At 68.4% G+C, this 24,558-nt stretch carries 24 protein-coding genes; 15 read left to right on the top strand and 9 right to left on the bottom strand.

What is annotated here, in order from left to right; all coding sequences use genetic code 11:
- Positions 1-43: 43 nt before the first annotated feature.
- Positions 44-445 carry an RDD family protein gene (locus tag ASG94_RS15920; protein WP_056927461.1) on the bottom strand — a complete coding sequence of 134 codons (402 nt, stop codon included), beginning with the start codon at positions 443-445 and terminating at the stop codon, positions 44-46.
- A 23-nt stretch (positions 446-468) separates the two neighbouring features.
- Positions 469-1,251: a hypothetical protein gene (locus ASG94_RS15915; RefSeq protein WP_056927460.1), complete on the bottom strand. Its 783-nt coding sequence runs from the start codon at positions 1,249-1,251 to the stop codon at positions 469-471.
- 195 nt (positions 1,252-1,446) lie between these two features.
- Between ASG94_RS15915 and glnA the strand changes: the two genes are divergently transcribed.
- Positions 1,447-2,877, top strand: coding sequence for a type I glutamate--ammonia ligase (gene glnA / locus ASG94_RS15910; RefSeq protein WP_056927459.1), 1,431 nt, complete (start codon positions 1,447-1,449; stop codon positions 2,875-2,877).
- A gap of 348 nt (positions 2,878-3,225) precedes the next feature.
- Entirely contained in the window at positions 3,226-3,948 is a 723-nt protein-coding gene (locus tag ASG94_RS15905; RefSeq protein ID WP_056927458.1) for a hypothetical protein, read from the top strand.
- Between the two features lie 1,044 nt (positions 3,949-4,992).
- Here ASG94_RS15905 and ASG94_RS15895 read toward each other — a convergent pair.
- Positions 4,993-5,454: a hypothetical protein gene (locus ASG94_RS15895; protein ID WP_056927728.1), complete on the bottom strand. Its 462-nt coding sequence runs from the start codon at positions 5,452-5,454 to the stop codon at positions 4,993-4,995.
- A complete protein-coding gene (locus ASG94_RS15890) occupies positions 5,454-7,970 on the bottom strand; it encodes a molybdopterin oxidoreductase family protein (RefSeq protein WP_056927727.1) in 2,517 nt (838 codons plus the stop codon). Before ASG94_RS15890 ends, ASG94_RS15895 begins: the two co-directional genes overlap by 1 nt.
- A 149-nt stretch (positions 7,971-8,119) precedes the next feature.
- Here ASG94_RS15890 and ASG94_RS15885 point away from each other — a divergent pair, with 149 nt between their 5' ends.
- From ASG94_RS15885 to ASG94_RS15875, 3 genes are read left to right on the top strand one after another with little or no spacing between them, the layout of a single operon-like run.
- On the top strand, positions 8,120-8,590 hold the full coding sequence (locus ASG94_RS15885) for a MarR family winged helix-turn-helix transcriptional regulator (protein ID WP_056927456.1): 471 nt from the start codon (positions 8,120-8,122) through the stop codon (positions 8,588-8,590).
- Positions 8,587-9,648, top strand: a complete 1,062-nt coding sequence (locus tag ASG94_RS15880; RefSeq protein ID WP_056927455.1) for a glucose 1-dehydrogenase — start codon at positions 8,587-8,589, stop codon at positions 9,646-9,648. Before ASG94_RS15885 ends, ASG94_RS15880 begins: the two co-directional genes overlap by 4 nt.
- Complete coding sequence (locus ASG94_RS15875) at positions 9,648-10,334, top strand: ZIP family metal transporter (protein ID WP_056927454.1); 687 nt, start codon at positions 9,648-9,650, stop codon at positions 10,332-10,334. Before ASG94_RS15880 ends, ASG94_RS15875 begins: the two co-directional genes overlap by 1 nt.
- 165 nt (positions 10,335-10,499) lie before the next feature.
- On the opposite strand, the gene ASG94_RS15870 is transcribed toward ASG94_RS15875, so the two are convergent.
- The 4 genes from ASG94_RS15870 to ASG94_RS15855 form a co-directional block, all read right to left on the bottom strand.
- Entirely contained in the window at positions 10,500-10,916 is a 417-nt protein-coding gene (locus ASG94_RS15870; RefSeq protein WP_056927453.1) for a hypothetical protein, read from the bottom strand.
- A 148-nt stretch (positions 10,917-11,064) separates the two neighbouring features.
- A complete protein-coding gene (locus ASG94_RS15865; protein ID WP_056927452.1) occupies positions 11,065-11,625 on the bottom strand; it encodes a hypothetical protein in 561 nt (186 codons plus the stop codon).
- A 283-nt stretch (positions 11,626-11,908) separates the two neighbouring features.
- A complete protein-coding gene (locus ASG94_RS15860) occupies positions 11,909-12,196 on the bottom strand; it encodes a hypothetical protein (protein ID WP_056927451.1) in 288 nt (95 codons plus the stop codon).
- A 121-nt stretch (positions 12,197-12,317) separates the two neighbouring features.
- Complete coding sequence (locus tag ASG94_RS15855) at positions 12,318-13,070, bottom strand: ZIP family metal transporter (protein WP_056927450.1); 753 nt, start codon at positions 13,068-13,070, stop codon at positions 12,318-12,320.
- 418 nt (positions 13,071-13,488) lie between these two features.
- Here ASG94_RS15855 and ASG94_RS15850 point away from each other — a divergent pair, with 418 nt between their 5' ends.
- The 4 genes from ASG94_RS15850 (at position 13,489) to ASG94_RS15840 (ending at position 17,525) form a co-directional block, all read left to right on the top strand.
- Positions 13,489-15,297, top strand: a complete 1,809-nt coding sequence (locus ASG94_RS15850) for a glycoside hydrolase family 15 protein (RefSeq protein WP_056927449.1) — start codon at positions 13,489-13,491, stop codon at positions 15,295-15,297.
- A gap of 49 nt (positions 15,298-15,346) precedes the next feature.
- A complete protein-coding gene (locus ASG94_RS15845; RefSeq protein ID WP_056927448.1) occupies positions 15,347-16,363 on the top strand; it encodes an SDR family oxidoreductase in 1,017 nt (338 codons plus the stop codon).
- On the top strand, positions 16,360-16,737 hold the full coding sequence (locus ASG94_RS21785) for a hypothetical protein (RefSeq protein ID WP_156411630.1): 378 nt from the start codon (positions 16,360-16,362) through the stop codon (positions 16,735-16,737). The genes ASG94_RS15845 and ASG94_RS21785 overlap by 4 nt, the downstream gene beginning before the upstream one ends.
- Before the next feature lie 179 nt (positions 16,738-16,916).
- Positions 16,917-17,525 carry a hypothetical protein gene (locus ASG94_RS15840; protein WP_156411629.1) on the top strand — a complete coding sequence of 203 codons (609 nt, stop codon included), beginning with the start codon at positions 16,917-16,919 and terminating at the stop codon, positions 17,523-17,525.
- 629 nt (positions 17,526-18,154) lie between these two features.
- Here ASG94_RS15840 and ASG94_RS15835 read toward each other — a convergent pair.
- A complete protein-coding gene (locus tag ASG94_RS15835; RefSeq protein WP_200958150.1) occupies positions 18,155-19,672 on the bottom strand; it encodes a GAF domain-containing protein in 1,518 nt (505 codons plus the stop codon).
- Between the two features lie 196 nt (positions 19,673-19,868).
- On the opposite strand from ASG94_RS15835, the gene ASG94_RS15830 reads away from it, so the two are divergent.
- The 6 genes from ASG94_RS15830 (at position 19,869) to ASG94_RS21780 (ending at position 24,554) form a co-directional block, all read left to right on the top strand.
- The gene (locus ASG94_RS15830) at positions 19,869-20,921 is read left to right on the top strand and encodes an amidohydrolase family protein (RefSeq protein WP_056927446.1); all 1,053 of its coding nucleotides are present in this window, start codon (positions 19,869-19,871) and stop codon (positions 20,919-20,921) included.
- Positions 20,922-20,923: 2 nt separating this feature from the next.
- A complete protein-coding gene (locus ASG94_RS15825) occupies positions 20,924-21,751 on the top strand; it encodes a metal-sulfur cluster assembly factor (RefSeq protein WP_082624252.1) in 828 nt (275 codons plus the stop codon).
- 47 nt (positions 21,752-21,798) lie between these two features.
- Positions 21,799-22,782: an NAD(P)-dependent alcohol dehydrogenase gene (locus tag ASG94_RS15820; RefSeq protein WP_235537296.1), complete on the top strand. Its 984-nt coding sequence runs from the start codon at positions 21,799-21,801 to the stop codon at positions 22,780-22,782.
- A 14-nt stretch (positions 22,783-22,796) separates the two neighbouring features.
- On the top strand, positions 22,797-23,309 hold the full coding sequence (locus tag ASG94_RS15815; protein ID WP_056927444.1) for a DUF1097 domain-containing protein: 513 nt from the start codon (positions 22,797-22,799) through the stop codon (positions 23,307-23,309).
- A gap of 115 nt (positions 23,310-23,424) precedes the next feature.
- Positions 23,425-23,748, top strand: a complete 324-nt coding sequence (locus ASG94_RS15810; RefSeq protein WP_056927443.1) for a putative quinol monooxygenase — start codon at positions 23,425-23,427, stop codon at positions 23,746-23,748.
- A gap of 644 nt (positions 23,749-24,392) precedes the next feature.
- Positions 24,393-24,554, top strand: a complete 162-nt coding sequence (locus ASG94_RS21780) for a hypothetical protein (RefSeq protein WP_156411628.1) — start codon at positions 24,393-24,395, stop codon at positions 24,552-24,554.
- Positions 24,555-24,558: the final 4 nt, after the last annotated feature.

Here is a 24,558-nt window from a genome sequence, read left to right as displayed (position 1 = left end):
CGCGCACATCGGGACAACTCCCCGTGCGCGGACCCGGACCACCTCAGATCGTGCGGAGGTCCTCGACCCGGACGGTGCGGGAGCCGGCCGCCATGTCGTGCAGGCCGCGCCCGTCGGGACGGAAGACCAGCGGCGGAACCACCAGGGCCACCAGCAGCTGGCGCAGCACGCAGCGCAACAGCGACACCGGCCCGTAGGACCCGTCGTCGCGCACGACCCGGATGCGGGTCGCGAGCTGGCCGAACGAGCCGCCGGCGACGGCCGTGAACAGCGCCGACTCGGCGACGAAGACGCCGAGGACGTAGAAGCCCGACAGCGGGTCGTCGCTCCAGCCCCGCGGGCCGATCAGCGCCACGACCACCAGCGTGCAGGCGAACCAGTCGACGACGAGGGCGAGGATGCGGCGCCCCCAGGAGGCGGTCCCGACGGAGGGGGTCTCGGTCACCGCCCCAGCCTAGGTGGCGCGCCTCAGCGCACCGGCTTCGCACCCTCGGGCACCTCGACCTGCACCTGCTCGCCCCACGCGCTCCAGCCCACCAGCGCCGACCGCGCGGCATCGTCGCCGACCTGGTAGGCCAGCTGCACCGGCCGGGCGTCCTCGTCGATCCACAGCTCCGCCTCGAGCTCTGCGGGCACGTCCATCACCCGGTAGATCGACTCCTGCGGCAGCTCGGCCAGCCACGACTTCGTGTCGAGCGTGATGTCGTAGCGGGTCGCGTCCTCCCCCGCGACCTCGTCGGGCGTCGCCTCGCCGACGTCGGTGACCCCGGCCTCGAGGGCCGCCACCTCGGCCGGGACGTCGATGGCGAGCAGGATCGGCACCACGCCGGCGTCGAAGCCCTCCGCGCCCTGCAGGCGCGGGTCGTCCTCCTCGAGGTAGCGCCACCGGTCCTTGGCCGCCGCGCCGCCGACGTACACGCGGCCGCCCACGCGGCGCACCTCCAGCCCGGCACCCGTCTGGTCCCCGGTCACGGCGACCAGCGCCGGGTCCTCGCCCCAGCTGACGTCGGCCTCGATGTCGCCGGCCGACTCCTTGGTGCCGAGGGTGACGTGGGCCGACTCCTCGTCCGCGACCGCGGCGCTGACCGCGGGCATCAGCGTCGTCGTGTCGTACGCCGCGCCGTCACCGTCGCCTGCCCCACCCTCGCCGTCGCTCCCGCCGCCGCTGCAGGCGCTGAGTCCCAGCGCGCAGGTGGTGAGGGCAGCGACCAGGACGGAGGTCGGACGGGCGGGACGATGGGGGGAACGCATGACCCCGACCCTAGGAGGAGCCTCGGCGCGGCCCGGTGGGCGGGACATCTGTTACCTGCACGAAACAAACGAGATACGGTCGAGAAACGGCCCGTGCGTAGGTTCACGGGCATCCGGTGCAACGGTGCGCCGTACTCCACGTCGGTTCCACACACTTCGGTGCCGCGACCGTCCGGTCGCCACCCAGGAGGACGCATGTTCAGCAACAGCGACGAGCTGCTCAAGTACATCAAGGACGAGGGCGTCGAGATGGTCGACGTCCGCTTCTGTGACCTGCCCGGTGTGATGCAGCACTTCACTGTGCCCGTGTCCTCGTTCGACCAGTCTGTCTTCGACGACGGCCTCGCCTTCGACGGCTCCTCGATCCGTGGCTTCCAGGCCATCCACGAGTCCGACATGTCGCTGTTCCCGGACGTCACCACCGCCTACATCGACCCCTTCCGCGTCTCCAAGACGCTGGTCGTCAACTTCTTCATCCACGACCCGATCACCGGCGAGGCCTACTCGCGCGACCCGCGCAACATCGCCAAGAAGGCGATGGCCTACCTCGCCTCCACCGGGATCGGCGACACCGCCTACTTCGCGCCCGAGGCCGAGTTCTACGTCTTCGACAGCGTCCGGTTCGCCACGTCGCAGAACGAGGGCTACTACCACATCGACTCCGAGGCCGGCGCCTGGAACTCGGGCTCCATCGGCACCGAGGACAACCCCAACCGCGGCTACAAGGTGAAGTACAAGGGCGGCTACTTCCCTGTCGCGCCGTACGACCACTTCGGCGAGCTCCGCGACGAGATGGTCATCGAGCTCGAGAAGTCGGGCCTGCTCGTCGAGCGTGCCCACCACGAGGTCGGCACGGCCGGCCAGGCGGAGATCAACTACAAGTTCGACGAGCTGCTCAAGGCCGCCGACGACGTGATGAAGTTCAAGTACATCATCAAGAACACGGCCTGGCGCAACGGCAAGTCCGCGACCTTCATGCCCAAGCCGATCTTCGGCGACAACGGTTCCGGCATGCACTGCCACCAGTCGATCTGGAAGGACGGCGAGCCGCTCTTCTACGACGAGACCGGGTACGCCGGACTGTCCGACACCGCGCGCCACTACATCGGCGGCATCCTCAAGCACGCCCCGTCGCTGCTGGCCTTCACCAACCCGACGGTCAACTCCTACCACCGCCTGGTGCCCGGCTTCGAGGCCCCGATCTCGCTGGTCTACAGCCAGCGCAACCGCTCGGCCTGCGTGCGCATCCCGATCACGGGTGCCAACCCCAAGGCCAAGCGCGTCGAGTTCCGCTGCCCCGACCCGTCGGCCAACCCCTACCTGGCCTTCTCGGCGCTGCTGCTCGCCGGCATCGACGGCATCCAGAACAAGATCGAGCCGCCGGCGCCGATCGACAAGGACATCTACGAGCTGCCGCCGGACGAGATGGCCGACATCGACCAGGTCCCCACGTCGCTCAACGCGGTGATGGACAACCTGGAGAGGGACCACGAGTTCCTCACGGCGGGCAACGTCTTCACGCCCGACCTGATCGAGACCTGGATCGACTACAAGCGCACCAACGAGATCCTGCCCGTGCAGCTGCGGCCGCACCCGCACGAGTTCGAGCTGTACTACGACATCTAATTTCGGCCATTCGGGGCGGTCTCCGACGTTGCCCAGCAACCGAAGAAAACCGCCTCTGACCTGCACAAACGCCGCCGATCGACCTTCTGGTCGTTCGGCGGCGTTTCGCGTGGATTGCCAATGCCTCGTTACACAGATGTTACACGGTACAGTTTTCAACCATCTGTGGCTCGGTTACGGATGTGGCGCCCGGACGAGACGCGTGGGACTTGCGTAAGCGCGATCGACGGGGCATCCGTCCACCGCGGCGAAGTCAGGCCCGATCCGCCAATGCGAGAGTGCCTGCCGGCTGTCGGAGGGCGCAGGTACGGTCGCCAACATCTCGACCACCGGCCCGAAGGAAACGCGATGACCGACCAGCGCACGTTTCTAGCCGAGCTCGCCCGTCAGCAGGCATCCGACGCCGACCCCACGTCTCAGACGATCGCGGACGCCCTTGGCTGGGACTTCGCCCGCGCCAGCCAGCTCCTCGAACGGCTCGAGAACCGTGAGCTTGTGAAAACCACCCCGTCCCAGGCTCGCCTGGGCGACACGCACCTCGACCACTGGGTCGCACTCACCATTGAGGGACGAGCAGCAGTCGCCCACAACAGCTTGGACGAGGCCTCCGACCAGACGGACACCGACCTGCGACTCGATCGGTGGAACCGCGTCGACCTTCCAGTGCTTCGCGAACTCGCCAGAGGCGCCGAGAGCGACGCAGACGTTGCACTCGTGGACGACATCGCCGCACGCCTCAACCTCCGCCCGCGGGACGTGATCAAGTCGTACGACGTGCTACAACGCACCGGCTTCGTGACCGCGACTTTCACTTACGACTCTGGCGGAGAATTCTTCGGCATCCGTCTCAGCGAACGCGGGCTTCGAGAGACCGAACTCTGGCCCACCCCCGACTCGGCCCTCGACCGCATGATCGCCGCGTTACAAGCGATTGCCGATAACACCCGCGAGGACGAGGACACCCGCACTCGAGCCCAGAAGGTGTTGGAGAGCCTACGCGGCGCCGGACGCGAGATCGGCATCAGCGTGGTAACGGCCGCGCTCACCGGCCAAATCCCAGGCACACAGTGACCGCCGAAGTTCCATGAGCGCGACCGAGCAGCTCACGTTCCTCGGCATCGTGCTCGCCCTCGGCGCCGCTGTCGTGACTGGGCCTACGCGCGTACCGCCAACCGGCACGCATCCGAGGCCATCGCACTTGCCGCCGCCGCCGACGAGCGCGCCAAACGCGCCGAGGACATTGCTGGCGAATGGCGCGACGTGCAATGGACGCACCACCGCGACGAGACGCTCCCAGGCGTCGCGTTCACCAACAGCGGCACTACTACCGCGCTCGACGTCCACATCACGATCGACCGCACCGGACACGACCGCATTACCGCGACGGCTCACGAGGTGCTGCCGCTCGAGCACCTGACCGTCCCCGGACTCCCGATGTACAACGCCGTCCTCTTTGCTACCGCCGACACCGCGGTCACGACGGAGACACCGCTCCCAGGAGTTGCACGCCTCAAATGGCGGTCCCCGGTGGCCGCCCCGACTCCCTAGTCATTGATCGCTGCTGAGCGGAAGCCTTTTCCACCGAGCACGCCGTCCTCGGGTAACGCGAGCGACGCACCAGGTCGCCCAACCGGAGCCAGATGCCTCCGCAGGCTCTTCCAGGCCCGGTCCGCGAGCATCCCGCCTCCCGCCACAGCAGGGCAGTGTCAGACGTTGCTCCGGGACGATAGCGCGGGCTTTGGACGTTAATCGTAATCACTCGTGATGTGCTCCTGACCTGCACCAACTCCGATGCCGAGCATTTCAGTAATCACCGTCGGTTGGCATCGTTTTCGGGTCTGGTGAGGGCAGATTGAGGGCAGAGCGGTGCCCGTCGAACCGCTCACCACCCTGCTCACCACCCTGCTCACCACCCTGCTCACCACCGCCATCGACAGCTCTTCCGACTCCGGAGCTCTGTAGGCAAAGGACTTTGCGCGTGGATGGATAGAGCAGCCGCCTCCTAAGCGAAAGGTCCCAAGTTCGACTCTTGCCTGGGAGCGACATCAGACCCGTGACGCTTCAGATAGTCCTGGGAGTCCGCCGATATCCGGCGGCCCCAGGCACGGTGGCAACTCACGGGGCGACGATGAGTGCCTGTGGGGCGGCGGCCTTCAGTCGGGTGTTGAGCCAGGTCAGTTGGCGTGCAGTGTGCGCGTTGGAGCTGGTGGCGACGTCGAGCAATTCGTGGTCGCGCAGCCCTTGTGCTCCTTGGGCGATGACGGTCCAGGTGGTCTGCACGAGGGTTGCGAGGACGTGGAGGTCTTGCAGGTCGCGCAACAACCCGATGTCCCCGTCTCGGCTCTCGGCGAGGCCGGCGGCGTGGAGGCGTTCGGGTTCGTCGACGTCGGCTTCACCGTAGCGCTCGATGATGGGTGCCAGGGCCGTGCGGTGTTCGTCAGACCAGCCTGCGAGGAGGCGGCAGGTGTGGAACACGTCGGCTGCCCGGGCGTGGCCCTCGGCGACCGTGCGAAACGAGTCGGCGAGGGTGTGTTCACTGTGGTCGGCCAGCCCGACGTAGGTGGTGAGGTGGGGCATCACGACGCTCCTTGGGCCGGGTCGAGGGGGTAGGTCGGGGTCTGAGCAAGTGTGGTGCTGGTGGTCGGCCCACCACCCTGGGTGGGCCGCGGGCGGCGCCGGCGTGCGCCGTGACGCTCTGCTGGTGCGGATGCGCCCGTGGTGGGGGCAGGAGCGGGGCCGTCGCCGTCGCGTAGGCGGGTCACCTGGCACGCGGCGGTCTTGAAGGTCGGTTGCTTCGACACCGGGTCCCACACTGTCATGGTGAGTTCGTTGGCGAGCCGGTGGTTGGCGTCGTCATGTCCTCCCCCCTTCGCGGCGGCCGGCTCCCAGTGGCCGTAGTGGAACGGCGCGAACACCGCGCCGTGCATGACGTCACCGACCCTGGCGCGGACTTCGATGGCACCGCGGGGGGACTCCACGCGAACCCAGTCGCCTTCGACGATGCCGCGCGCATCTGCGTCGGTTGGGGAGATCTCGACCCACGCGTCCGGTGCCGCCCGGTTGAGGTCGCCGGAGCGGCCGGTCTTGGTGCGGGTGTGGAACTGGTACACGGTGCGGCCGGTGGTGTACCGCAGCGGGAAGTCGGCGGACGGCTCCTCGTGTGGTGGCGTGTACGGCGCGCCCTTGAGGAAGGCCCGTCCGGAGGGGCCCATGGCGCGGTGTTCTTGTTCGGTCACGGTGCCGCCGGTGATGAGGTCGTGGCCGTAGGTCTCGCAGTAGTCGGTGTCGGTCGGGAAGACGGCGTCGGTGTACAGCCGGTCGGTGCCGTCGGGGTGGTCGTCGTTGACCGGCCACGGGATGCCCGTGGGCCCGCGCAGCTTGTCGTAGGACAGTCCTGTGTAGTCGACCGGCCGGCCGGCGGTAATGGCCGCCCACGCGTCGAAGACCTCCTCGGCTGTTCGCCACCCGATCAACGGCTCGCCGGACCGGTTGGTGAACCCCATGCGGTCGGCGTACATCAAGAAGATGTCGAGGTCGCCCCTCGCCTCTCCCGGCGGGTCGACGGCCTTGTCGGACAGGTGGACTGTGCGGTTGACGTTGGTGAAGCAGCCGGTCTTCTCTCCCCAGCCGGCGGCGGGCAGGACGACGTCGGCGAGCTCGGCGGTCTCGGTGAGGAACAGGTCCTGCACCACGACGAAACACTGGTCGCCGCCGAGGATCCGGCGGATGCGGGCCGACTCCGGCATCGACACGGCGGGGTTGGTCGCGGAGATCCACAGCAGTTCGATGGAGCCGGTCTCGGCGTAGGAGAAGATCTGCATCGCGTGGGTGGGGGGCGCCCAGTGCGGGATGGTCATGGCGTCGACGTCCCAGGCGTCGGCGAGTTGCTGCACGTGGTGGGGGTTGTCCCAGTTGCGAAAACCCGGCAGGTCCCCGTCGGCTCCGCACTCGCGGTTGTTCTGGGCGGTGGGCTGGCCGTTCATCTGCAGGATGCCGGCACCCGGGCGGCCGATCATCCCGCGCAGCAAGTGCAGGTTGTGCACGGCGACGGAGGCGGCCGTGGCCTGGTGCGACTGGTAGAAGCCCTGCAGGACTGTTGAGAGCACGGCCTCGCTCTCGCCGAAGATCCGTGCCGCCCGGCGTACGTCGTCCGCGCCGACGCCGCAGATGTCGGCGACGTGCTCGGGGGTGTACGGCTCGACAGTGGACCGCAGATCCTCGAGGCCGAGCGTGTGGGCGGCCACCCAGTCCTGGTCGACCCACCCGTTGACGAGGAGCTCGCGGGTCAGGCCGTTCATCAGCGCGAGGTTGGTGCCGACGCGCGGCGCGAGGTGCACGCCGCCGGTGCGCTCGGCCTCCATCGCGACCAGGGTTCGGCGTGGGTCGACGCACACCACCACCGGCGGGTCATCGCCTCGCGTCCGGTCGAGGATGCGCGCCCAGAGGACGGTCTGGGTCTCGGGCATGTTGTGGCCGTAGAGGAAGATCGCGTCGCAGTGCTCGATGTCGGTGTAGGACCCAGGCTGGCCATCCGCGCCGAAGGACTCCTTGAACGCCGCGGCACTGGTCGCGGTGCACAACCGGGTGTTGCCGTCCATGTGCGGGGTGCCGAGCCCGGCCTTGCCGATGACGGCGAGGGCGTAGTACTCCTCGAGGAACAGCTGCCCGGAGGTGTAGAAACCGTGGCTCAGGGGCCCCTTCTTCTCCAGCAGCGACTTCGACCTTTCCACGATGCGGCCCATGGCGGTCTCCCAATCGGTCTCGACCAGCCGCCGGTCCTCGCGCACCAGCGGTCGGGTCAGCCTGTCCCCGGAGTTCGCCCACCTGGTGGACCCGTAGAGGCCCTTGGGGCCGAGGCGGCCGTGGTTGACCACGTCCGTCGCGCGGCCTCGGACGCCGACCATGCGGCCTTCCTTGACCGCGATGTCGACGCCGCAGCCGTTGCTGCACAGCAGGCACGCCGACTGCACCCAGGAGTCGACACTGTCCTCGCCGATCCCTGGGTCGAGGAACTGGTCCACCCGCGCAGGCCACACCGTCCCCTTCGTGTGCGGCGTACGAGCTCCGTAGATGTCGGCGATCCGGTCGCTCACGTCCATTCCTCCTTCGACATCCCAACACTTTGCATGCCCTAGCGCATACACTGCGAGTGTGGCACGGCCCGACAAGGCCGGTCCACCCCCGCGGGGGTTACCTACAAGACCTGGCCAATGACGCCACTGAGCAGAACGGAGCCAAGAAGATGACCGACGCAGAAGCCGCCGCCGCGGCGTTCATGACCGCCAGCCGAGCGCTGCTGGGCATGTCGTTGCGGTCCGTGGCAGCGGCCCCGGTCCCGTTGACGGTCCCCCAGCACCGGCTGCTCGTGCTCGTCTCCGCCGACGGTCCGCGACGTATCGGCACCCTGGCCGACGACCTCGGCGTCAACCAGTCCAACGCCAGCCGGCTGGTGGCCCGCCTGGTCGATCAGGGCCTCGTGCGGCGGACAACCGACCCAGCGGACGGCCGGGCCTCGGTCGTCGAGGCCACTGCTGCGGGGCGACGCGTGCTCGACGCGGTCAGCGAGCATCGATTGCGCGAGCTGCGGGCCGTCGTCGCTGCCATGCCTCCCACCAGTTGGCGCCCCGCTGTGCAGGTCCTGCATGCCTTCAACGCCGCAGCCCACGAGACAGAGACCGTCGCGAGCAGCATCAGCGACGAGGCGGAACGATGAGAGCCCTGACCGTCCAACCCAGCACACCGGGTTCACTACGCATCGAAGACGTACCCGACCCCGAGCCGGCCGCTGGTGAACTGCTGGTGCGCGGACTCGCGGTCGGTGTCTGCGGCACCGACATGGAGATCGTTCGCGGTGACTACGGCTGGGCTCCACCCGGACAGGACCGGCTCGTGCTGGGCCACGAATCCCTCGGTCGCGTCGAGCAGGTGCCATCGGGCAGCACGTTCGACCGCGGTGACCTCATCGTCGGGGCGGTGCGCCGTCCGGACCCGGAGCCGTGCGGGGCGTGCGCGGTCGGCGAGTGGGACATGTGCCGCAACGGTCGCTACACCGAGCGCGGCATCAAGGAGCTGCCCGGCTTCGGCAGCGAATGGTGGACCGTCCCCGAGCGGTATGCCGTACGCGTGGACGCCGGCCTGGGCCTCGCAGGGGTCCTGACCGAGCCGACCAGCGTGGTGGCCAAGGCGTGGGAGCAGGTCGACCGCGTCGGTGGGCGCGCGTGGTTCGACCCCCGCACGGTCCTCGTCACCGGCGCGGGACCCATCGGGTTGCTGGCAGCGATGCTCGGGGTGCAACGCGGCCTCGACGTGCACGTCCTCGACAGGGTCGCCGACGGAATCAAGCCCAAACTGGTACGCGACCTCGGGGCGACCTACCACCACACGAGCGTCGACCGGGTCGTCGACCGGGCACGACCCGACGTGGTCATCGAGGCCACCGGGGCCGGATCTGTCGTCTTCGACGCGATCGCCGGCACCGGGTCCTACGGCATCGTCTGCCTCACCGGGGTGTCGCCGCGCGGACGGGACCTGACCGTGGACGCGGGCGGCCTCAACCGCAGCCTCGTGCTGGAGAACGACGCCGTCATTGGCTCCGTCAACGCCAACCTGCGCCACTACCAAGCCGCCGCCGAGGCGCTCGCCGCCGCAGACCGGGACTGGCTGCGCCGGCTCATCACCACGACCGTCCCGCTCGACGAGGCGGCCTCGGCGTTCGATCGGCCGGGCGAGGACGTCAAGGTCGTCGTCACCCTCGAGGACGGAGTCGTCTGATGTGGACGACCATCGTGTACGCCGCCGGCGCCTCACTACCGTTGCTCGCGGGTGCCATCGTCGGCGTGCGGTGGGAGCCGCCGAAGCGACTGGTGGCCTCCGTCCTCGCCTTCGCGGCCGGCGCGCTGATCGTGTCGGCGTCCTTTGAGCTGTTCGAGCCGGCCTACGAGGGCGGCGGCCCGTGGCGAGCAGGGCTGTCTTTCGCGGCGGGTGCGCTGGTCTTCGTGGTCGCGGACACGTGGCTCGACCGTCGTACGTCGGGCAGCGCCGCCGGGCTGGCTCTGCTGGCCGGGGTCACGCTCGACGGCATCCCGGAGAACACGGCGCTTGGGGTCTCACTCAACAGCACAGCCAGTGTCGCGCTGCTCGTCGCGGTGTTCGTGAGCAACTTTCCCGAGGCCCTGGCCGGCGCGCGGAGCATGCTGGACCGCGACCGCAGTCCGAGGTTCGTCATCGGAGTGTGGGGCGCCGCGACCGTGCTGCTTGGTGGGGCCGTGTTCGCTGGCCGGTACCTGTTCGTCGGCGCCGACCCCTCGACCCTGGCGTATCCGCTTGCTTTCGCTGGCGGCGCGGTCCTCGCCTCCGTCATCGACACGCTCGCCCCCGAGGCGTTCGGTGACGGTGGCCCGGCCATCGCCCTGGCCAGCGCTGCAGGCTTCGTTACCGGCTTCCTGCTGAGCCTCTGACACTGGAGGCGGCCTCTGTGCGTGGCGCCGGGCCCGACATGTCCATCGGCGCCGGCCGATGCGTCGAACGAAGGCACACTGCAGGCCTCGGCAGACCTCGGCAGAGCTCAGCGATAGTTGCCGGAGGGTGCGTCCCCTCGAATGGCAAACTCACCTGACGGGGCGCTACGAGACGGCGACCACGTCCAAGTCTGCGTACGGGCCCCTCTTCGCCTCGACCGGGACGAGCATCTGAACGAGCTCACCATCGGTGACGTCCAGCGTCAGCTCGACGAACGACCCCACGGACAGCTGGTCGGCTGGCACGGACACGGGCGCCTCGTGGGCCAGGTTCACCGGTTCGCCCGGCGGCAGGAGGACCACGTCGGCGAGCAGCGCGGATCTCAACGGCACCCCATCGCTCTTGACGGTGGCGCCTGTCAGCGCGTGTCGCCGGCTCTCGGTGTTGAGCAACGTGCCGACGACTCGTCCGTTCCTGTCGCCGTCGACCACGATCGCCACGCCCAGGGCGTCGACCTGCTCGGTACGGGCGTTGCTGCCGATCGATGGCTGGTAGGACTTCGCTTCGACCGGGGCTCCCACCGAGCACCCGGACAACAGCGCCGGTGCCAAGAGGAATCCCCCGATCCACCGTGCTCGTCGAACCCCGCGCATGCGTGCTCTCCCGGCAGGTCGCCGCTCAGCGGCTCGGGCGGTCCGGGTGGTCCGGGTGATTCGCACCTGAGCCCTCCTAGGTTTTCGACACGTCAACGAGGAACTCCTCCGCAGCCTGCGGGGTGTCTGCCGGGTAGATCTTGACGACGTGACTTCCGACGACGCGCGGCATCGTGCGACCGTCTCCGCGCTCGCCTGCCGGCGCATCGACGGTGAACACGTCCTCACCGTCGGGGTCCATCAGGTGAAGCTCGTAGCGGGCGTCGCTCTCGTTCTCGAGGACGATGGCGACGACTTCACCGGCTTCGGCCTCCCGGTCCGGTGATGCGCCGACCTGACCGTCCTTGGACACGTGGAACCGCAATGTCGGAGGGTTGAGGGGGACGTCGTTCTCCGCCCGCTCGCTCAAGGGCGCCGCCCCGCTCACACCCTCCTGGCCGCAGGAGGACAACAGGCCGGCAAGGGCCACGCACACGACCAGCATCACCACCCTCAGCCGATGTCTTGAACCCGTGCGGCGGTGGCCGTGGCGGTCGCGGTGGCGGGGACGGTGGCCGTGGCCGTGGCCGTGGCCGTGGCGGCGATGTAGGCCCGGTTCGTCCATCAGTGTGCGGTCGTCCATCTCGGTGCGAGGCATGTCTCCACCACTACCAAGACCCCGGTGAGACAGACGCCGTTGCGAAGGTCCGTCGGCACGGTTTCCGGGCACAGCGTCCGCGCCGAACTGGCCACGAGGCCACCGGCCGAGCCTGAAGGTCACGACGTCGTAACCATTCGGTGAGAGCTGTTGAACCGGGTCGGGTACGGCGGGTTCGGCTCGACCCAGGACAACGCGCTGTGTCTCTACGGTGCCCCTTGCCGTTGGGCCTCGACGTGGCGCCACGCGCGCTTCGTCACGGGTCCGGCGGACCCGGCTGGGGTCAGTCATCATCGTGGTCGCGGACGATGAACTCGAGTCGACCGGACTGGTCGGTGCGGACGTCGAGCACGCTGTCAGCGAAGCGCAGGGCGGCGATGGGTGCGAGGAAGACGCGAGCACCGTCGTGCTCGACGATTCGATCCATCTCGTGAGGGGCGGCGGCGCGCCGGACGGCGAAGGTGGGACGGTCGCTGCGGCGGCTTATGCGCAGGCCCGGAATCTCCGCGGCGGTTCCTGAGCTCGAGATCTGCCGCACCGCTTCGTGTGCTTCGCGGGTGAGGGTGAACATCGGTCACTTCCTTCTATCGGGTTGGCGGACTTCCTTCGTGTGTTAGCTGACTGAGACGTAGGGGCTTGCGGGGTTGTGGTCGGTGGAGCCGGGTCCGGGCTCCTTGGCGTGCGATGGAGCGTCATCCGGCACGGCCGATCGTGAACGCGGTCAGGAAGCCCACGGTGGCGAGCAGACCGGCGTAGAGGTGGGTGCGCTCGAACGCCTCCGGAATCATGGTGTCGGCGACCATCGTCAAGATGGCGCCGGCCGCCAGGGCGGTGATGACGGCGACCACCTGGGCTGAGGCACCTTGCAGGAGGAGACAGCCCAGGAGCCCGGCGGCGCCGCTGGCGAGGGCCACACCGACCCAAACACCGAAGACGTAGCGCGCTGACCGGCCGCTGCGTTTCATGCCGGCCGCGCTCGAGAGCCCCTCGGGCAGGTTGGAGATGAAGATCGCCGCGAGCACGGGGATGCCGACGCCGTTACCGCCTAGCAGGGAGAGCCCGAGGACGACGGACTCGGGTATGCCGTCGAGCAGTGCACCGATGGCGATGGCGGATCCGCTGCCGTCGTGGTCCTGCTCGCTCGGCTGCTGGTTGCCGGACCGCTTGCGGTGCCGTGCGCCTCGTCTGGCCAGGACGAGGTTGGCCAGCAGGTAGACGACGGCGCCAGCCAGGAAGCCAACCACGGTCGCCAGCAGGCCTCCGCTTCGTTCCGCCTCGTCGACCAGGTTGAACGCGAGGGCGGAGATGAGCACACCAGCACCGAAAGCCATCACCGAGGCGACGACGCGCTGAGGCACGGCGGTCAGCCAAGCGACGAGGGCGCCAATGACCAGCGCACCCCCCGCGATCAGGCCCCACAGTCCCGCTTGCGCCCAGATCGGCATGTCAGCAGGAAGGTCGCAGGAACGGTGCGGTGCTCAGGGAAGGTTCGTCCAGCATGGCGGTCTCCTTGGTCGTTGCGGTGCTCGTTGCGGTGCTCGTTGCGGTGCTCGTTGGCTTGCCCGTTTGCTGGGGGTGTCGGCTCGCCGGGAGGACTGGGCGTGATGCGACAACTGCGGGGCGTCGCGCTTGGCGGGACAGGCGGCGTGGGCGGGAACTGCGGCGAGACCGAGAAGTGGTGGGGTCGTCCGACATCGACACCGGGCGCTGTGCCTGGGGCCCGCCGCGGCGGACGAAGTCGCACCTTGTGTCCCTTCCCTCATCGTGCTTTCGTTGCGTAACAGCATACATGCCGTTACGCATTGAACGGGAGGGCCGCATGACTAGAACGACAGTGGATCCGCGGATAGTGGTCGTGGGTCGATGACGCGACAAGCGACCGGTGAGGTCATCCGCCCGGTCCCGCAGGTGCTGCGTCAGTACGCGCTGATCGCCGACGGCGAGCGCGGTGCCCTGGTGGGACCCCGCGGGGACATCGCGTTCATGTGCGCACCGAGCTGGCACGACGACGCCGTGTTCTCCAGCCTGCTGGGCGGCCACGGCGGGTACGGCGTGAGCCCTGCGGACGACCGGTTCGTCTGGGGCGGCTACTACGAGCCTGAGACGTTGATCTGGCGCAGCCGATGGGTCTCGACCACCGCCGTGACCGAGTGCCGCGAGGCGCTCGCGTTTCCCGGCGACCCGCACCGGGTCGTGCTGCTGCGCCGGATCGAGGCAACGCTGGGCGTCGCCCACGTCCACGTCGGGCTGGATCTACGCGCGGACTTCGGCGCCCGGACGATGACGGTGGCTCGCAGCGAGGACGGTCACTGGCACGGTCACTCCGGCAAGCTCGCCTACCGATGGACCGGTTCCACCGAGCACGCCCACCTGGAGGACGGGCGACTCGTCCTGGACCTGGTGGTACCCGCTGGCGAGTCCCGCGACCTAGTGCTGGAGATCTCGCGTGACGAGCTCCCCCGGCGGTTGCCCGACCCGCTTGAGCTGTGGGACCGCACCCTGCGCGCGTGGCACGAAGCGACTCCCGACATGAGCGCTTCCGCGACTCCGGGAGCATCCAGTCATTCCTATGCCGTCCTGCGCGGCCTCACCTCCAGCACCGGCGCGATGGTTGCGGCCGCCACCACCTCGCTGCCCGAGCGCGCCGCCCAGGGGCGCAACTACGACTACCGCTACGCCTGGATCCGCGACCAGTGCTACGCCGGGCGAGCAGCAGCCGTCATCGGTGACCACACGCTGCTCGACAGCGCTGTTGAGTTCGTGTCCGAGCGCGTACTCGCGGACGGCCCGGACCTGCGGCCCGCATACACGGTGACGGGAGGTCGGGTCCCGGACGAGCACGACGTCACGCTTCCGGGATACCCCGGGGCCCCGGTGCGGACCGGCAACTGGGTCAACCATCAGTTCCAGCTCGACGCGCTCGGTGAGGCGCTGCTCCTGCTCGCCGCGGCCGAGGGCCGCGGCCGGCTGCACGACGACGGCCGCCGCGCCGTCACCACGCTCGTCGAGGCCATCCGCAAACGTGACCAGGACCCCGACGCCGGGATCTGGGAGATCGACGATCGCCGGTGGGCCCACTCGAGGCTCATGTGCGCCGCCGGCCTGAAAGCCGCCGCAGATGCGCCGACCCTGGGCAGCCACGGCGACGCCGCTGCTACGTGGCGCCGACACGCCGAGGAGCTGATCAACTCAGTGGACCAGGACTGCCGGCACACCTCCGGACGGTGGCAGCGTTCACCTCTCGACGACTCCGTCGACGCCGCGCTTCTCCTGCCCGGCATCCGAGGCGCAGTCGTCCCCAACGACCCCCGCAACATCGCGACCATCCGGGCGGTACTGGAGGACCTGACCGATGACGGCTTCGTCTACCGGTTCCGCCACGACGACAACCGCCCACTGCACGAGAGTGAGGGTGCGTTCGTCCTGTGCGGGTTCTGGCTCTCGCTCGCACTGCTCAACCTGGGTCGACGCGAGGACGCGCTGCGCTGGTTCGAGCGCAACCGCGCCGCCATGGGCCCTCCGGGCCTATTGGCCGAGGAGTACGACGTCGTCCAACGCCAGCTGCGCGGCAACCTGCCCCAGGCCTTCGTACACGCCCAACTGATCGAGACCGCCCACCGCCTGGGTGAGGCCGGTGTGAGCTCGCACGGCTTTCAGGCCCGCGCCAGGTGAGCGGCCCGCCGCCGCAAGGAACCAACAAACGACTCCCCAGGAGGAGCAGATGGAACTCAAGAAGAGCCCCCGCATCGTCGTCATCACCGGAGCATCCGGTGGCATCGGCCGGGCCAGCGCTCGCCTGTTCGCCCGCGAAGGCGACCACGTGGCGCTGCTCGCGCGTGGCAGCACCGGCCTGCGGGCAGCGGCCCAAGAGGTCCGCGACCTCGGCGGCGACCCGTTGACCATCACGGTGGACACTGCCGACCACCACGCCCTCGAGCAGGCCGCAGACCGGGTCGAGGCTGAGCTTGGCCCCATCGACGTGTGGGTCAACGACGCGTTCACCTCGGTGTTCGCACGCTTCGTCGACATCGACCCCGAAGAGTTCCGACGCGTCACCGAGGTCACCTACCTCGGCTTCGTGAACGGCACCCGCGCCGCTCTGACAAGGATGCTGCCCCGCGACCGCGGGGTGATTGTCCAGGTCGGGTCCGCCCTGGCCCACCGCGGCATCCCCCTCCAGTCGCCCTACTGCGGCGCCAAGCACGCCATGTGGGGGTTCCACGAGTCACTGCTCACCGAGCTGCGCCACGAGCACAGCAACGTCCACGTCACCTCGGTGGCTATGCCGGGCGTCAACACCCCCCAATTCAGGTGGGTGTCATCCCGACTGCCCATGCAGGCCCAACCAGTCCCGCCGTTCTACCAACCGGAAGTCGCTGCTCGCGCCGTCCTCTACGCCGCGGCACACCCTCAACGGCGCGCGTACTGGGTGGGCGCCACCACCGCCGCCACCATCGTGGCGAACCGGGTCGCAGGCGGACTACTGGACCGCTACCTCGCGCGCACCGGCGCGTCGTCGCAGCAGACAGACACGCCCCGCCCCGCCGACCAGAAGGCCAACCTGTGGGAACCAGTCGACGGCGAGGACGGTCACGACCACGGCGCCCACGGAGTCTTCGACGACCGCGCCATCGCCCACTCGCCGCAGCAGTGGGCCTCGCAGCACCGCCGCGCCCTCGGCGTCACAGCCCTATCGCTCGCCGGCGGCCTCGCCGTGCGCGCAAGGCGGACGGCATGAGCACGGCACGACGTCCGGTCGATGTTGTCCGGCTCGGTCTTGGGCTGGTGACCCTGACCTGTCCGGAGGTGGCACTGCGACTTAGCGGCGGACGGACGCAGCAGCACGAGCGCGCGGCGGTCCGCATCCTGGGAGCCCGCTACCTCGCCCAGTCGGCGATAGGCCTCGCCGCTTCGCGGTCGCAGCGGCGGCCTCCGGATTCGAGCGAATGTCGACCGTGGGTGCGAGAGCTGGACGTCACCGTCGAGGTGACGCATGCCGCCACCATGTTCGCCCTGGCGGTCGTCTCAGCGAAGTACCGACGCCTCGCACTCATCAGCGCGGTCACTGCTCTCACCTTTTCAGCGCTCGACCTGCAGGAGATCCGGCGATGACGACACCCCGGCACTTGCAAAGCGGCGCCGACATGACCGCAGACGCCACAACCTCCCATGAAGCAACTTCCGATGACTCAACACCCGGTGCCAGGCGGGCCGGGCACCTGGTCCGGCCCCGTTGGGTCTGGGGCGGACTCGTCGGAGCCCTCAGCGGTGCCGTCGTCCTGAGCGTCGGCGTGGTGCTGCTGTCCGGACCGCTGTCCGTGATGGGCACCGTGGTGCTGGTCCTGGGCGTGGGGTGCAGCGTCCGCGGTGGCGTGCTCTACGACGCCGTCTCGGCGTTCTCTCCGCGGCGAGAGCTTCGGCAGGTGCGCGACGGTGTGGTGCACCCGGGGGTCGTTCCCGGCGAGATGGTCAACACGGACCGGGCCCATGCCGACGCGGCCGCATCCAATCAATGCACCCGCCGCCTGGAGGACGCGGCCCACCATCCCTCGAAGGCTCACTGGGCTCCCGTCGCAGGCTGGATGTGCATGCTCATCACCGCCACCCTTGTCGTGTCCCAGTGGAACCTGGTGGCTCACAACGCCACCGGCGCGAGCAACAACTTCCGCGACACAGGGTGCGCCATCCTGCTCGGCCTCTGCGGACTGCGGGTCGCTGTGGTCCCCGATCGGCACCGCATCGCAGCCGCCGTCATCCTCATCTCGGGACTAGGACTGGTCCTTGGCGGCACGCTCGCCGAGCACGACCACCTTGGTCTGCAGCTGATGGAGGTCACCTGCGGCTGCCTCGCCGTCGCATGTGCGCTTGCTGCGTACCTGTCCCCGTCGACGCTGAAATAGACATGAGAGGGCTGACCCCAGGCCACGCCGTGACAAGTCAAAACGCTAATGGCGCTGAGAAACTTCTCAGGGCGGTGCATCTCAACCCAGACTTACAAGTCCGGTGGACCGTGCCGCGGTCAAGTTTGACTAGGAGTGCCGTCCGCCCATCGGCAATTCTGGACGTTGGTGCCCTCGACGGCCTGCGCCTACCCCTCGTAGTCCGGTGCGTTACTCCCCCACTGCGAGCCGGCAGTCTCAGAGGTTGCTGCGGAACGAGAACGTGGGTTTCCGATACTCGTCGTGATCATTCGAAAGTGGCTCTGACCTGCATAGATGCAGGCGCGACGTGATCTGTAATCGTTGATCATCAGCATCGAGTTCGGTCCTGCTGAGGGCAGATTGAGGGCCGAGCGAGCCTGCTGGCCCGCTCACCACCCTGCTCACCATCGCTGACGACAGCGCTTCCCAGGTCCCAGCGCCGCTGGACATGAGCAACGTTGCATCCTTGCGGTCCCGCGATGAGCGCCGGCGCCGCACACCTCGCGGGTCGCCCGTAGAATTCGTTCGACGTCGTGTCGGGTTCTCGCAGGCCGGGCCAGTACAGCGATGACCGCAACGCGTCCTTATGCGGTCGCGTCAGGACACTCTCAGGAGTCGTAGCGGGGGATGTTGATGTCGTACTGGGCCACCTTGCGATAGACGGTCGCTCGGCTCATGCCAAGTTCCTCGCCAGCGTCCTTCATGGAGGTGCCGGGGCGGGTGAGGACGCGGACGATCTCGTCGCGCTCGAAGGTCTCGATGCGGGTGAGGCGTCGTGAGGTGCCGGAGAGCACGTCGGCGGGCAGGTGTCGTACGTCGATGGTGTCGCCGCGCCGGGCGGCCTGCGCGATGACGTCGACGAGCTGGCGGGCGTTGCCGGGCCAGCCGCAGTCGCGTAAGGCCGACTCAGCGGCGTGGGTGAAGGCGACCTCTCGTCCGCGTGCCCGGCGAGCGGCGAGGTGGGCGAGAGGGAGGACGTCGTCGGGGCGTTCGCGAAGGGGCGGAACGGAGACGATGGTGTCGACGAGCGGGGCGAGGGCGGGCGGTATGGCGTCGTAGCGGCTGGCTGTCATCGCGAACGGCACGTGGTCGCCGGCGTGGGCGCGGACCCGTGCTTGGACGACGAGGTCGCGCACGTGTTCGGCGACCCACTCGGGGAGGAGGTCGACGTCGCGGACGAGGATGCCGGTGTCGGGCTTGCCGAGCTCGGGGGTCCACAGTCCGAGCCAGGCCTCGCAGTCCTGGGGCGGGGGCGGCGAGGCGGCGAGGATGCGCTCGCGGGGGAACTGCTCGCGCAACGCCTGTGCGAGGACGGTGGCCCGACCGGATCCTTCCTCGCCGACGGCGAGAATGATGCGCTCGTCGCGGATCGCGGCGCCGACGCGACCGAGCACGTCGGTCCAGCTGGGACCGAGGTCGGCGATGGTGCCGGTTCCGGGTTCGAGGCGCGGTGTCTCGACGCGGAACACCTCGCCGCGTTGGGCGGCGCGGGGCTTCTGTCCGCGTGAGCGGGCCAGCATCATCGCGGAGGTGTTGCTGGCCGCGGACTGGGCGAGCGCGAGGAGCAGGTCGCTGGACTGGCTCGACCAGGTCGTGAGGTTGACGCAGCCCTCGAGCTGGCCGCTAAGCGGGTCAAGGACCGGAACGGCGGCGCACGTGTAGGTGCAGAGGCTGAGCGCATAGTGCTCGTCGGCGCGCACCACGGTGGGCGCGCGGTCGGCGATGGCGAGGCCGAGGCCGTTGGTGCCGACGGTGCGCTCGGCGTAGGCGAAACCGGGGGCGAGATGGACGGCGTCGAGTGCCCGCAGGAGCGAGGTGTCGCCGCTCATGCGGTTGAGGACGAGCCCGTCGGCGTCGGTCAGCATGAGGGAGACGGGCTCATTGATCAGGGTCTGGTGAAGGCCGGCGAGCACCTCGCGTCCGCACTCGAAGAACAGTGATTCGTCGTCGAAGGTGCCGGTGAAGCTGGGCTCGATGGACTCGAGCGAGACGCCGTAGCCCTCGCTGCGCTGCCAGGATGCGACGAGTCGGTCGGAGACGTGCGAGCCGGTCACCATCGGTGCGCCGCCCATCGAGCGTTGCAGCTCGTGGTGCCGGCGCGCGCGCTCGGGCAGGGCGTCGTCCATCACCCGTCTCCCGTCATGTGACCGACGTTACAGCTGGCACCGGCGAGCGACCCCAGAGTCGCGTCTCAAATTGAGACACCCGCTGGTCTCACATTGAGACGTTCTCGCGGGTCGAAAGGTCGTCGACGGCACCTAACGTCCGAACCCATCGAGTGACCGACGTCACCGACATCACCCCGATCGACGGAGGACGCACATGTACACCAAGGACGGCGAGAACTACTTCATCGTCGACGCTCACATCGCCTTGTGGGACGCACGCCCGGAGAACATCAAGAACCTCCAAGGCCAGCAGTTCATCGACTGCTTCTACGACTACCACGCGAACCTCTCCCCGGAGTCGGAGGTCTGGCCCAAGGAGGAGTACCTCTACCAGGGTGGCGAGCGCCTGATGAAGGACCTCTTCACCGACGGCTACGTCGACCACGCGATCTTCCAGCCAGCCCAGCTCGGGGAGTTCTACAACAACGGGTTCGGGCAGACCGAAGAGGCGTTCGCCCTCACCCAGGCCAACTCAGACAAGCTGACGTACAACCACAACTTCGACCCACGCAATGGCGAGGCCGGCCTCGACCAGCTTCGTGCCGACGCCGAGCGTTTCGGGCTCAAGGGCGTGAAGCTCTACACCGCCGAATGGCACGGCGACTCGCGCGGCTGGAAGCTCGACGACCCGATGGCCTACAAATACTTCGAACTGTGCCGTGAGCTCGGCATCACGAACATCCACATCCACAAGGGCCCCACCATCCGCCCCCTCGACCGCGACGCGTTCGACGTCGCCGACGTCGACCACGTGGCCACGGACTTCACCGACCTCAACTTCATCATCGAGCACGTCGGCCTGCCCCGGCTCGAGGACTTCTGCTGGATCGCGACTCAGGAGCCGAACGTCCACGGCGGCCTGGCAGTCGCGATGCCGTTCATCCACACCCGGCCGCGCTACTTCGCGCAGATCATGGGCGAGCTCATGTACTGGATCGGTGAGGACCGCATCCAGTTCTCCTCCGACTACGCCCTGTGGACGCCAAGGTGGCTGATCGAGCAGTTCGTCGACTTCCAGATCCCCGACGACATGACCGAGTACGCCCCCCTCACCACCGAGGCGAAGAAGAAGGTCCTCGGCCTCAACGCCGCCAAGATGTACGACATCGAGGTGCCTGCCGAGCTGCGGCTGCCCGATGCAGACGAGCCCGAGACCGGTCCGCGACAGCCCGACGCGGCAGACCTCGGCCAAATGGCGTCGGTGTGACGATGACGCTCACCGTCACCCGCCACACGTACGCCGACGCGGTGCGCGAGGCCCTCGGCGCCGTGTTCGACCCGGAGCTCGACGAGCCCATCACCGACCTCGGCTTCGTCCGCACAGTCGAGGTCGGCAAAGACGGTGACGTGGAGGTGCACCTACGTTTGCCGACCTCGTTCTGCTCGCCGAACTTCGCCTACCTGATGGCGTCGGACTCCAAGGACGTCCTCACCGCGCTTCCGTGGACTCGTTCGGTCGTGGTCCGGCTCGATGACCACCACGACTCCGAAATCATCAACCACGGCCTGGCCACTGACGCCGGCTACAAGGGCACCTTCCGTCACGAGGCCGAGGACAGCCTCGACGAGCTGCGCCGCACCTTCCAGGTCAAAGCGCACACCGCGGCGATGGAACGATGCCTGACGGGCCTGCTGAGGTCGAGTCCCGACCTGGCGGAGACGGCTCTCGCGGACGTGGTCCTGGACGACCTGCCCGATGGGCTGGAGAAGGACTCACTGCTACGGCGTCGTTCGACGCTCGGCCTTGGCAACCATGACGCGGCGCCCGTCATGGTCGATGAGCACGGTGTCGGCTACGAGCCCGACCAGGTGCCGATGGCGTTGCGGCGGGCCCGTTCGACTCGGATCTCGATCGACGGGAACGCGCACTTCTGCCGCGGCCTGCTCCGCACTCGCTACCCGGGCTCGGGCGACGACCAGACGCGTCGGGTCGACGGCGAGGAGCCCGCCGATGCCGCCTACGCGCCCGGTCACGACGGGACCTTCATCCCCCTGTCCACCTTGGCCACCCACTCCAACAAGGAGCACTCCCGATGAGCAAAATGCGAGCCGTCCAGGTCGTCGGCTATCACCAGGATCTCGAGATGACCGAGGTCGACGTCCCCGAGGCCACCGGCCCGTTCGACGTCATCGTGCGGATCGGAGGCGCTGGTGTGTGCCGCACCGACCTCCACATCCTCGAGGGGCAGTGGGAGGAGAAGTCCGGCGTCACGCTGCCGTACACGATCGGCCACGAGAACGCCGGCTGGGTGCAGGCCGTCGGTTCCGCGGTCACCAACGTGCGTGAGGGCGACAAGGTCATCGTGCATCCGCTCATCACGTGCGGCCTGTGTCGCGCGTGCCGCACCGGTGACGACGTCCACTGCGAGAACAACCAGTTTCCCGGCATCAACACCAACGGCGGGTACGCCGAGTACCTCAAGACATCGGCCCGCAGCGTCGTTCCGATCGACGACTCCCTCGAGCCAGCCGACGTCGCCGCCCTCGCCGACGCAGGCCTCACGGCCTACCACGCCGCTGCGAAGGCAGCGGAGCGGCTGACACCGCGCGACACGTGCGTCGTCATCGGCGCAGGCGGCCTAGGTCACATCGGCATCCAGGTCATGAAGGCGCTCTCGCCCGCGCAGCTGGTCGTCGTGGACCGCAACCCTGAGGCGCTGAAGCTGGCGCTGGGCCTGGGCGCCGACCACGGCGTGGTGGCCGAGGGAAAGCAGGTCGAGGAGGTCCTCGACATCACCCACGGCCTCGGCGCCGAGGTAGTCCTCGACTTCGTCGGCGAGGGCGGGTCCACGGCCGAGGGTCTCGCGATGACCCGCCAGGCCGGCGACTACCACGTCGTCGGGTACGGGGAGAACGTGAACGTTCCGACCATCGACCTCATTTCGGCGGAGAAGAACATCGTCGGCAACCTCGTCGGGTCATACAACGACCTGTGCGACCTCATGGCTCTGGCTGCTCGCGGCCTGGTCACCCTGCACACCCAGAAGTACGCCCTGGACGACTTCCAGTCGGCGATCTCGGACCTCGACGCCGGTCGCGTACGCGGCCGCGCCATCCTCACCCCCTGAGAAGGAGCACGACCATGAGCGGTATCAAGGCCCTGCTGGGCATCGGCGTCTCCGTTGGCGTGCTCGCCGGCATCTGGACGTACGCGAGCGTGGAGCTCACCCTCATCACCTGGATCGCGTTCGTCGCCTGGGCTTGCTTCTTCGCCGCCGGAGGCGGCACCACCGGTCTGGCCAAGGGCCTGGCCGCGAACCTGGCCGGCGTGTTCTGGGGGTGGGTGATCAGCCAGGGGCTGGAAACCGTCAGCGCTTCTACCCTTGCGCTCGCCATCATGGTGACGATCGTCGGGTTCATCCTGTGCATCGAGGCCGCGCTGCCGCTGTTGTCGTTCATTCCCGGCGGGTTCGCGGGCACGGCCGTGTTCTTCGGGTCCGGTTTCGACCTCAGCGGCGCGCTCATCGCGATTGTTGCCGGCGCCGTGCTCGGCATCATCTCGGAGAAGCTGGGCTCGATGATCCAGTCGGCCGTCGACGGTGCACCGCAGCCGGCGCCGACGCCGACGCCGACGCAGGATGCTCGGACCGCCTGAACGGGCACCCGTGAAGACTGGGACCTACCGGCCCGGCGTCAAGCTGAGCCGGTAGGCCCCGACAAGCTTTGCGAACGAACAGGTTTCGCCACCCGACTCGACCTAGGAGAGCTCCTTGATCTTCATCACTGCCAAGTTCGCCATCAAGCCCGAGCACGCCGAGGCGTGGCCCGAGATCTCCCGGGCCTTCACCGAGGCGACCCGCGCCGAGGAGGGCTGCCTCTGGTACGACTGGTCGCGCAGCCTCGACGACCCGAACGAGTACGTCCTGGTCGAGGCGTTCCGCGACGGCGACGCCGGTGCAGCTCACGTCGGCTCGGACCACTTCAAGGCCGCCCAGGCCGAGCTACCGCCCTACCTCGCCTCGACGCCGAAGATCATCAGCCAGACGGTCGATCAGGACGACTGGTCCGAGCTCGGTGAGCTCGCCGTCGACTGACGGACCGCGACGCCGGACTGTGGGGACCCGGCCGAGTTGGGACTACCTGACTGCCTCCTCCGCCGGGTGGTCTCGAGCACCCGTATCAGCAGTGCTGTGTCGGCGGGGCAGTGTGTTGGGTCACTCAATACAACCAAGTGGCCAGTCCACTCGCGCCGCCAGGATCGACAAACGCTGACCCGGTTACCGCCACGATCCGTCCGAGACCGTCGGCGCCGTCCTGAGCCCCTCCATGCTCACATGCGTGAGCAGGCCGTCCCTTCGACTCCAGTCGAGGAGCCCCTTCGGCCGTCTGTGCACTACTCACCAAGTACCTCGCACCCCATGCATTCACGGGCCATGGTTTCGTCCGCACGAAATGGGACAGGCCCGCTTCCCTGCGTTCCCGCGCAGGCGAGCCCGACGTACACGGGCCCTTGAACCACCCTCGATGCCGCTTGATCCACTCGTCGCCTGGCCCGCGCTTGAGGCCGATGGTTGATCGAGCGCGCTCACTTCGCCGCAGCTCGGACGCTAAACGAAACCCGGCCTGCTCTGACTTCGGTCGACAACTCGGTCGAGTCGCTACAGCTCGCAAACCCGTGGGAGGGGGCTGATGGCTTGCGCGTGATGCGCTGTCAGTTGGCTGCATTAGCGTCAGCGGCATGGACGTTTTAGAGGTGGACGGGGCGGCCGACACGTCGTTGGTCAGTGAAGCGCTCGAACTGATCTGGGGGATGCTCGACGACATCGTCGCTGATCTGCCGAATCAGTCGGAGTATCAAGACAGTCTGGATCGCCTCAACCAACTGAACCTCCTCCGCTGACGCG

It is taken from the genome of Nocardioides sp. Soil805, from assembly GCF_001429625.1.
Classification (GTDB): Bacteria; Actinomycetota; Actinomycetes; order Propionibacteriales; family Nocardioidaceae; genus Nocardioides.
The sequence above is the reverse complement of the archived record's forward strand: the minus strand, read 5'-3'. Positions and strand labels throughout refer to the sequence as shown.